The following is a 9,761-nucleotide window of genomic DNA, read 5'->3' as shown; positions in this document are numbered from 1 at the left end:
TTCCTTTTTCTATTTCAAACTTTCGTAATAATCTTTGATTTTAGCTGCCATAAGTTTACGTCTCATATCAAGGAATCTATTAAAATCTTTTACATCCATTTTAATAAAATCCTCAGGTACACAATTTGCCTTAAGATTCTGCATAAGCTCATTTTTATCTACAATTCCACCATATACAGGCTTTTTATCTTCACACTGTTGGAGGACTGTAGCCATATATTCATTTGGTGCTGTATCTTTTACTTTGATGTTTATTTCGGATTGTAAATAAACATAATTTGCAATTTGATTATACATGCCCTTATCTCTAATTCCATTATTGATAAGATACTGTTTAGGGAACAAGTGATGAATATCTCCTCTCTGTTCAATCATTGACTTAACATCAATTTGTTCTGAAAGGAATCCCTTATCTCCAGATTTGACCTGAGCCATAAGATAAACATTATAAAATGGACTACTTGCAACAGCTGTGTTCAGTCTTGTAATAAGTACATTGCTCCAGAATGCTTCAGAAAGAACGCCGGCTTCAGTCTGTTCAATATAATCAATTGGATCTGCTGCATCCACAAATCGTGTAATATCGTAATTAAACATAGACTCAGGAGAGCCAGAATATCTTCCTGTAAGAATAGTAAGTACAAGCCAACGTCTTACAGCCCTTTCTATAATGACAGCATCGATTTTCTTTTCTCTAAGAGCAAGGTAGAGAATGTAACCGAAATTCATAACGTTATCAGAACGAACAAGTGATGAATCTATAATTCCTGTAGATTTTACAATCATTAAATATCTTTGGAAGTTAGTCTTATTTACAAATTGCAAAACACTTTCTTTTAAGTCTTTAAATGACTGTTCAGCAATTTCTTCTTTAAATTCACGAGTCTTAAAATCACGTCCACTTAACAAACTTACAAGGTCAGCCAGTTTACCACGATGGAATTTTGAAGTAAATGCAACTCTCAAAAGGTCTGTATAATCTGGTTCATAAATATCTTCGTTTTCATCTTTTATCCAAGCAATTGCCTTAAACTCATCCGTATTTGCAAACTCAGAATCATTATTTTTTATAGTATCGAAATCACCAGGATTCTGAAGAAGATGACAAAAATAATCTATAGTCTTACGGATTAAATCACCTTTATATCTTTCATTTGAAGATATCTTTGACATAGCAAAATCTGCTTGTGAAAGGACTTTGCCTTTAGAGTTGATTCGAATAAAAATATCTGTGACACTATCAATATCAAGACTAGAAGAAAGATCTATTACACCAAGGCTATTGTTCTGAATCTGACTTAAAGTATTGATCACCTTGTTAATAGAACTTTTTTCAGCATTATCCGTGATTTTGTTTTTATCACAATATTCATTTACAAAAGAGAAAGCATCAAAACCAGGCTGTAAAACAGTTGATATATCTGCAATCCATTGAATATCTTTCTCAATAGCAGGGTTACAAGTTTCAAATTTTTCTTCTTTTGGATTAAATGCAATCTTAATTCTCTTCTTTTTATAATCAGCACCAACAACTTCAAGTCCAACAATTGCAGCGGTTAATGCAGTAATTCTCTGCTGACCATCAATAATGATTTTCTTTCCAGAAGAAATAGTTCCATCTTTAAGTTTTACATCGGGATTCTGCCAAACAATAATATATCCAACAGGATATCCTTTATATAATGAATCAATTAAATCACGAACCTTTGTAGGGTCCCAAACAAAAGGTCTCTGTATTTCAGGAATTGCAATAGTTCCATCTCTAATACTAGAAAGAAGTGAACTAACCATAATATTGTTTACGTTATACTGTGCCATTTTATATTCCTTTTAATCTTCTACTTTATTAATTACACATATATCGCCCACATCGCAATTTAGGGCCTTGCAAATACGTTGAATACTATCCATGGAAATAAACTCTCCCTTAGTCAGTTTGGCAAGGATATTCGTTGAAATTCCTGCCATCTCAATAAGGTCTGTTTTATTCTTGTGTCCCATTTCTTTATAACGAGCCCAAAGCTTTGTATAGTCTACTTGCATATTATAGAAGATTATACCACAACTTTGTGTTTTAAGTGTGTAAAATATCACGATTTCGCAAAATATTTTTATTCCCGTTATTTGTAGAAGTTTATCACACAACGGTGTCATAGAATGACCTATGATTTTTCTGGTTGGGCAGCTTTGGGGTTAGCAGCAATTGCACTAGGTGTAGGAATTGCACTGGCTGCAACTTCTGGAAATAAAGATGGGTAAAATTCCCTTAATACTGATGAAAAAAAATTTTATGCTGCTCCACAGTACATGGAAGAGCTTACAGTAATGGACTTGGCAAAGGATATTTCCGATGCTTGTACATTAAACGTAACTGACGTTGAAGCTGTTCTTACATCTTTGGTAAGAAAATTGCCTCAGTATCTTAATAATGGTTTCAAAATTCAGTTAGGTAACTTTGGTCGCGTAAAACTTTCATTTTCATCCAAAGGCTTCGAAACATGAAATAAAGAATAAACATAGTAGAATCAAAGAAAAAATTTTTATAGTTTTTCTCATTTGCTTGTCCTCCGGATTATTTTAATCCAGGCTCATCAATTATTTCAATCAAAAAACTCAATGACCTGAATCCATCATTACAAAACAAAATGAAGTTTTATAGCCGCCTTGCTCTATATGTCCTAACGGAGTGAAGAATTATAAAGTTTTTTAAAGCATATAATAACTAAAATATTAAAAATATAAGATTTTTATTGATTGAAAAAAAAGAAAAGCGTTTAAAATAAAAACACGGCAGCTTCCTACTTTCCCGCGTTAGCAGTATCATCGGCGTAGAAGAGCTTGACTTCCGTGTTCGGTATGGGAACGGGTATTACCTCTTCACTTTGGCTACCGTAGTTAAGAAAATATACTTTCCAAAAAAAAATGTCAATATGAATTTGCAAAAATATCAATTTTTTTAGAAAATATTGAATTTTTCAGTATGAAAACAGCTAGATTGCATGTAACGCTCCGACAATGACACAAAAAATTCATTAAAGCGGTCTAAAATCCGAGGCTGGATGCTTACATACAGGGCAAATAAAATCGTCAGGCAAAGTTTCACCTTCATAAATATATCCGCAGACAGTACAAATAAAGCCCTTTCTCTTTTCCGTGGAAGCTGGCTTTGGCTTTATATTATTCTGATAAAATGAATATGTTGCTGAAGGAACTTGCGACAAAACTTCGCCGTCTGTAACATCAGCAATAAAAAGAGTGTGCGTTCCCAAATCAAGTGTAGAAACAACTTTCGCGCTCAAAAATGCGTTTGTTTCATCCGCAATATAAACAAGGCCGTTTGCAGATCTTTTAAAAGAAATTGATTCAAGTTTATCTGTATTTCTACCGCTTTGGAAGCCCCAATGCCTGTAAGTTTCAAATTTAGAATTTTCTGCCAGAACGGAAACATTGAATTCTTTTGTTTTCAGAATCATATCGTGCGTATAATTCGCTTTGTTTACCGTCAAAGAAATTCTGTTAGGTTGGGAAGTAACCTGCCCTACAGTATTCACAATGCAGCCGTTGTCTTTTTCGCCGTCTTTTGCAGTCAAAATAAAAAGACCGTAAGACAAATTGAACATAGCCTTGTTATCCATAAAAAACCTCCGTTAAGAAACTGAATTACTTTAAATATAACAAAAGCATATAAAATATGCAAAGCTATTTTAATTTTTTTTCGATTTCATGAATTTTTTCAAGAATAACTGGCTTATTTTTTTGCTATAGGATTCCGCAAGTTTTCCAAGCGCAAAAAACTCATCTTTTAAGGCAAGAAGTTTTTCCATGGGTAAATTTTCTGAAATATATTCAACAAGCACGCTGCCAGTTCTTTCATTGCGCTCAACTTTTTTTACGGCAGAATGGCTTCCGACAGCAGAATACAATGCGGAAAATATATCATCATCTTTAAAAACATCATTGCGTAAACGGATTCTTCCTGGGAAAAAACTTGAAACAATCATTTTTTAGTCCAAGGAACTCATTGCATTCACGCTGATTGCAACTGTGGAGCTGTTATGAAGCAAGGCAGCCATTTGCGGTGTTATGGAACCAGCAAGTCCGCCGGCAATGAGCGCAGAATTTATTCCGATTATAGCTCGGCTGTTTCCGTGAATTCTTGAAATCAAGTTTCGGCTTATTTTCCGCAAAACTGGAAGAGAATCCAAGCCGTCGTCAGGAAGAAGAATATCCGCAGTCTCGCTTGCAATTGAGCTTGCCTTTCCCATTGCAATTCCAACATTTGCCGCAGAAAGAGCCGGAGAATCATTGATTCCGTCTCCAACCATAACAACTTTGTGCCCTTCTTTCTTAAGCTTTTCAATCCAGGATACTTTTGTGTCTGGAAGAGCTTCAGCAACAAAATCTGTTACGCCAGTTTTTTCCGCAACTTCTTTTGCAGTATGCTTATTGTCGCCTGTAATCATAATCACATTCTTAAAGCCAGAGTCTTTCAATTTTTTTATTACAGCGCAAGATTCTTTTCTGATTGGATCTTCAATTACGATTATAGCGGCAAGTTCTCCGTCAATTGCAAAATAAAGCTGGGAACAGCCAGTTATTGTATTTATGCAGTCATCGGCTTCTTTTGTAAGCGGAATTTTTTCGTCATCAAAGATAAAATGCGCGCTTCCTATGCGGAGCTTTTTTCCGTCAAGGCTGGAAGCAATTCCATGCGCAAGAATATATTCGACCTTTGTATGCTCTTCCTTGTGGTTCAATCCCCTGGACGCAGCTTCATTTACAACAGCACGAGCCAAAGAATGCGGGAAATGCTCTTCAAGGCAAGCAGCAAGTTTTAAAACTTCATTTTCCTTTCTGCTGCCAAAAACAACAATCTTTTTTACAACAGGGTTTGATTCTATCAATGTTCCTGTCTTGTCAAAAACAATTGTGTCAGATTCCGCAAATTCCTCAAGAAATTTTCCGCCTTTCGCAAGAATTCCGTTCCGGGCACAATCTCTCATTGCAGAAAGAACTGAAATCGGAGCAGAAAGCTTCATGGCGCAGGAATAATCCACAAGCAATGTTGAAGCCGCCTTTGTAAAGTTACGTGTAAAGAAATACGCAAGACCCGCAATTAAAAAATTGTACGGAATTATCCCTTTATACACTCTTATAAAAAACAACGGAATTATCCCCTCATACACTCTTAATATAACATAAAATTCGACAAATTTTCATATTTTTTTTTACATTTTTATTTGATTTTTATTGACATAATAATCAAGATGTATTATATTATAAACATCAGGAGGTAATAGAAATGTGAAACGAAAAAAGAAAAAACTGTGGTCAAGAGCAGACAAAATCGCCTTGCTGGTTTTTCTGCTAGAACTTCTAAAGTTCATACTTGACCTGGTTTCTAAGCTGTCTGCTTAGTTTTCCACCGTTCATAGATACCGCCAATATCTATGAACGGTTTAAAAATAATCAAATTATATAGGAGTGTCAATAATGAACAGAATGGAAAAAATACTGATAGCAATTTTAATTCTTCAAGTTTTGGATATTGCGTTAAGGTTTATAATGTAGGTGATTTTATGGAAAAAACAACACAGCACGGCGGAACAAGAGCCGGAGCAGGCAGAAAAAAAGGAAGCACAACAAATAATACAGGATATAAAAACGGACGGATTGTCATTTCCTGCCTTGAATCTGAGGAAATGGCAATAAAACAAAAAGCAAAAGAACAGAATAAAACAGTAAGCAGGTTGATTATTGATTCTGTTTTGAAAAACTAAAAAGCAGGAGGCATATATGACATTCTTTGATTTTATGATAAAGTTTCCGACTGAAAAAGCCGTTATAAAATACTTTCTCAAAATCAGATATAACGATGTTCTTATATGCCCTCACTGCGGTTCAAAAGTTCGTGTTCAGCACAGAAATGACAATCTAAAACTTTGTAACTGCCATAACTGCAATAATACATTCTCACCATTCAAAAACACAATCTTTGAAAAGTCATCAACAGACCTGCGTAAATGGTTCTATGCAATCCATTTATTTTTGAATTCTAAAAAAGGAATTTCCGGCTTGCAGTTACAGCGTGAAATCGGCGTAACATATAAAACAGCGTGGAGAATGCTCAAGCAGATACGCTCTGCAATGGGAAACACTGATATGTCAAAAGCATTTGAAGCAATGGTCGAAATTGACGAAACATATATCGGCGGTAAACCTAGAAAAATGAACGGCGAAACAGAGCCTTCAAAGCGTGGACGTGGAACTAAAAAAACTCCTGTTGTAGGTGTAAAAGAAAGAAGTTCAAGCCACGTATTCGCAAAGGTAGCACTTCCAAACGAAGAAGGCAAGAAACTTACAGGAAAGCAGCTTTTCAATATTCTTGACAGCGTATGCAAGAAAGACGCAACGGTTCTGACCGATGATTTTAGAGGCTACAATTTTATGAACCATAAAAACACAAATAAAAACAACTACTACAGAATCAGCGTAAATCATTTAGAAAGCATTTACAGCCTCGGCAACGGACTTCATACAAACGGAATTGAATCGTTCTGGGCACTGTTGAAGCGTGGAATTCTCGGAATTTATCATCACGTTTCTGTAGACTACTTGCAGGAATATGTAAACGAATTCTGTTTCCGGCAGAACAACGGAACAAGCTCATTTGATGTACTGTTAAAGCAGGGGATATTTGCGGCATAATTCAATATTGATTTAAATCCTTGAAATGTATAGTATAAAGATAAAGCCTTTCTTTTTGGCGAAAGAAAGGCTTTTGAAACGGATTATCAGATACTTTTGGGAAACGGCAATCTGATATTTATTAACAAAGGGAACAAATGTTCTCGCTTTTTGTATAATATTAAGCATTTATAAGTTATTTGTCAATATGATACAGAAAGCCTCTTAAAAGGATAAATTTAATGAGGTGTAAAAAAAATTACATTGATTTTTATGATGAACATTTTTTTGATTTAATATGGAAAGATTTTGAATTTTAGCATATAATAAAAAAACAAGAAATATAGTTTTGTCGTTTGTAATATTTCTTGTTTTTTTTAATAACTAAGAGTGTGTTAGGGGATAATTCCGAAATTGTATTTTACAAGATTGTCAGCAACACGTTCCGCTTTTTCCTGACTTGCAGCCTTAAGTGAATTTGATCGGTCAATCATATTTGCAATTTTGCTTACTTTGGTTTCGCCTCCGCAAGCCTTCACTTTTATCTTTATTTCGCCTTCTTCAATAATTGTGGAAGCAAAAACAGACGAGCCTTTTTCACGCTGAACAGGCAGAGCTTCTCCAGTCATTGAAGCCTGGTTTACCATTCCAACGCCGTCAACAACAGTTCCGTCAACAGGAATTACAGAGCCAGCGCGAACAATAACGATGTCGCCCGCCTTTAAAAGCTGTGTGGAAATTTCTTTTTCTTCTCCATCCTGAACGATTGTAACGGTTTCATCAGTTATAAGAAGCGACTGAGTCAAATTGTCATGGGACTTTCGCTTTGTGTAATCTTCGAGAGTATCGCCGATATTCAAAAGGAAATTTATAGTTCCAGCAGTATCAATGTCGCCAGTTAAATATGAAAGAGAAATCGCGGCAGCATCAAGAGTTTCCGCACAGAACGGCTTTCCTCTCACTACGCTTGCAATACCCTTTTGAACACGAGGAACAATTGAAACAAGAGAAATTATTTTTCTCAAAGGAAGAGGAAGAAATTTTTTTAGAAAATGCTCAACTGTAAGGGACAGCAACGATTCCAGAAACGCTCGAAAGCAGATTTTCATCATTGAGATACTTCCCATCAAGAGCCTTTACGTAAGAAATAACTGTTTCCAAGGAAATATCTTTGTATTCAATAAGAATGCTTCCTGAAACTGTATTAACAGAAATAGAAACTATTCCTTCTTGAAGACCAACAAGCATCTGAACAAGCATTGCCTGACGCAAAGACAGAATATGACGCTCATATCTAAGCCTTACTCTGCCTGGAAGACTGTGAGAAATCTGAAAATCCATTGCAATCCCTTTTTAAAAAGATATTTTTAAATAATTTAAGACTGATTTTTAAGCATTAGCTTTTGATGCGTTTTTATTGTAAGCGGCCTCTGCCTTTATATCTTCCGCGTCTTCTTTTACAGTTTCAACAAAAGAAGCAGCTTCATCTTTTAGCTGCATTCCCGCGCTGATAACTTTAGATCAGACTTTTTTGAATCCAGCTGTTTTTACCAAAGCAAGAGTTACTCCGCCAACCGCAACACCAATAGCAAATGCACCTAATTTTGTCATAAAAACACCTCGCAAGTATTATATTTTCTTTCATTATATAAACTGAATAAATTTTTTCAAGTCTACATTGCAGCCAATAAAATAATCATTTTCAAAGTAAAAGCAACTTTCTCACAAAATATCAATAAAAAAACAGAAACTAATGCAAATTAAAGAAAAAAATTGTATATTTAAATTAAAACTTTTTACCGGAGGATTTTTTATGGAAAACAAGGAATTGAAAATTGCGTTTTATGATGCCTGCAGCTATGACAAGGAATCTTTTTCAGAAGAAAACAAGAACTTTCTATTCAATATTGATTTTTTTGACTTTCATCTGACAGAAAAAACAGCATTGACAGCATCAGGCTATGACATTGTATGCACATTTGTAAACGACACCATAAACAGAACCGTTATTTCCATACTGAAAAAATGCGGTGTAAAAATGATTGCATTGAGATGCGCAGGCTTTAACAATGTGGATCTTGAAGCTGCAAAAGAATTCGGCATAAAAGTTGCAAGAGTTCCAGCGTACTCGCCTCATTCTGTAGCAGAACACGCTCTTTCGCTTTTGCTTTCCCTTACAAGAAAAATTCCTCAGGCATATTTAAGAACTCGCTCTGGAAATTTCACATTGAATGGACTCACAGGCCGGGATTTGTGCGGACTTACAGCCGGAATCATTGGAACTGGAAAAATCGGAAAAGTAATGGCAGAATGTCTTTCTGGAATCGGAATGAAAATCGTAATGTACGACGCATATCCAGACAATGACTGGGCTGAAAAAAAAGGCTTTACATACATTCCGCTTATTGAATTGTTCCAAAAAAGCGATGTAATCAGCCTGCACTGCCCTTTAACGGACGATACAAAGCATCTTGTAAACGAAAAGTCTCTTTCCATGATGAAAAACGATGCGGTTATAATAAATACAGGACGCGGCGCTTTAATCGACACTCATGCGCTAGTAAAAGCTTTAAAGAAAAGAACTATCGGAGGAGCGGCGCTTGACGTTTATGAAGAAGAAAGCCGATATTTCTTTGCAGACTGGTCTGCAGACGTTATAAAAGACGACATGCTTGCCCGGCTTTTAACTTTCCCGAATGTAATTATAACTGGACATCAGGCATTTCTTACAAAAAATGCGCTTAAAGCAATCGCAGATACAACGCTTCAAAATATTCTGGATTTTACAGAAGGAAAAGAACTTAAAAACGAAGTCAAATAAAAACTAATAGATTTTCATTATTTTTAATGCCTTCTTTTTTAAGAAGGTATTTTTTTTCACTTTTAGGAATTTCAAACTAAAGGAATACTTCCTAAGAAGCTAAGTAATACTTCCTAAGAGGCTAAGTGATACTTTCTAAGAGCCTAAGTGATACTTCCTAAGAGCCTAAGTGATACTTCCTAAGAGGCTAAGTAATACTTCCTAAGAGCCTAAGTGATACTTCCTAAGCCCCTTAGGAATATTGACTCAGGGT

Annotated in this window: 10 protein-coding genes, 1 rRNA gene and 1 pseudogene; 4 read left to right on the top strand and 8 right to left on the bottom strand. The window is 35.4% G+C overall.

Going from position 1 to position 9,761, the window contains the following annotated elements; translation table 11 throughout:
• Nucleotides 1-9 precede the first annotated feature (9 nt).
• A complete protein-coding gene (locus TRESU_RS06075) occupies nucleotides 10-1,818 on the bottom strand; it encodes a GmrSD restriction endonuclease domain-containing protein (RefSeq protein WP_013701389.1) in 1,809 nt (602 codons plus the stop codon).
• A 12-nt stretch (nucleotides 1,819-1,830) separates the two neighbouring features.
• Entirely contained in the window at nucleotides 1,831-2,043 is a 213-nt protein-coding gene (locus TRESU_RS06070; protein WP_041612277.1) for a helix-turn-helix domain-containing protein, read from the bottom strand.
• A gap of 243 nt (nucleotides 2,044-2,286) precedes the next feature.
• Here TRESU_RS06070 and TRESU_RS06065 point away from each other — a divergent pair.
• Nucleotides 2,287-2,502 (top strand): annotated as a pseudogene (locus tag TRESU_RS06065) (HU family DNA-binding protein); the annotation flags it as partial.
• Nucleotides 2,503-2,785: 283 nt separating this feature from the next.
• On the opposite strand, the gene rrf reads toward TRESU_RS06065, so the two are convergent.
• The 4 genes from rrf to TRESU_RS06045 form a co-directional block, all read right to left on the bottom strand.
• Nucleotides 2,786-2,894: ribosomal RNA gene (gene rrf, locus TRESU_RS06060) — 5S ribosomal RNA — on the bottom strand.
• A gap of 138 nt (nucleotides 2,895-3,032) precedes the next feature.
• Entirely contained in the window at nucleotides 3,033-3,635 is a 603-nt protein-coding gene (locus TRESU_RS06055) for a flavin reductase (protein WP_013701387.1), read from the bottom strand.
• A 69-nt stretch (nucleotides 3,636-3,704) separates the two neighbouring features.
• The gene (locus TRESU_RS06050; RefSeq protein ID WP_013701386.1) at nucleotides 3,705-4,001 is read right to left on the bottom strand and encodes an HMA2 domain-containing protein; all 297 of its coding nucleotides are present in this window, start codon (nucleotides 3,999-4,001) and stop codon (nucleotides 3,705-3,707) included.
• A gap of 3 nt (nucleotides 4,002-4,004) precedes the next feature.
• Nucleotides 4,005-5,165, bottom strand: a complete 1,161-nt coding sequence (locus TRESU_RS06045) for a heavy metal translocating P-type ATPase (protein ID WP_245535718.1) — start codon at nucleotides 5,163-5,165, stop codon at nucleotides 4,005-4,007.
• Nucleotides 5,166-5,450: 285 nt separating this feature from the next.
• On the opposite strand from TRESU_RS06045, the gene TRESU_RS06040 reads away from it, so the two are divergent.
• Together TRESU_RS06040 and TRESU_RS06035 are read left to right on the top strand one after the other, a co-directional pair.
• Nucleotides 5,451-5,780 carry a hypothetical protein gene (locus tag TRESU_RS06040; protein WP_013700534.1) on the top strand — a complete coding sequence of 110 codons (330 nt, stop codon included), beginning with the start codon at nucleotides 5,451-5,453 and terminating at the stop codon, nucleotides 5,778-5,780.
• 16 nt (nucleotides 5,781-5,796) lie between these two features.
• Nucleotides 5,797-6,708: an IS1595 family transposase gene (locus TRESU_RS06035; RefSeq protein WP_013700533.1), complete on the top strand. Its 912-nt coding sequence runs from the start codon at nucleotides 5,797-5,799 to the stop codon at nucleotides 6,706-6,708.
• A gap of 374 nt (nucleotides 6,709-7,082) precedes the next feature.
• On the opposite strand, the gene TRESU_RS06030 is transcribed toward TRESU_RS06035, so the two are convergent.
• Together TRESU_RS06030 and TRESU_RS15545 are read right to left on the bottom strand one after the other, a co-directional pair.
• Entirely contained in the window at nucleotides 7,083-7,796 is a 714-nt protein-coding gene (locus TRESU_RS06030; protein ID WP_245535717.1) for an HAD-IC family P-type ATPase, read from the bottom strand.
• Nucleotides 7,744-8,028, bottom strand: coding sequence for an HMA2 domain-containing protein (locus TRESU_RS15545; protein WP_052299546.1), 285 nt, complete (start codon nucleotides 8,026-8,028; stop codon nucleotides 7,744-7,746). Before TRESU_RS15545 ends, TRESU_RS06030 begins: the two co-directional genes overlap by 53 nt.
• A gap of 472 nt (nucleotides 8,029-8,500) precedes the next feature.
• Between TRESU_RS15545 and TRESU_RS06020 the strand changes: the two genes are divergently transcribed.
• Nucleotides 8,501-9,508 carry a 2-hydroxyacid dehydrogenase gene (locus tag TRESU_RS06020; RefSeq protein WP_013701384.1) on the top strand — a complete coding sequence of 336 codons (1,008 nt, stop codon included), beginning with the start codon at nucleotides 8,501-8,503 and terminating at the stop codon, nucleotides 9,506-9,508.
• Nucleotides 9,509-9,761: the final 253 nt, after the last annotated feature.

Origin of the sequence: Treponema succinifaciens DSM 2489 (assembly GCF_000195275.1) — a bacterium.
Classification (GTDB): Bacteria; Spirochaetota; Spirochaetia; order Treponematales; family Treponemataceae; genus Treponema_D; species Treponema_D succinifaciens.
The sequence above is the reverse complement of the archived record's forward strand: the minus strand, read 5'-3'. Positions and strand labels throughout refer to the sequence as shown.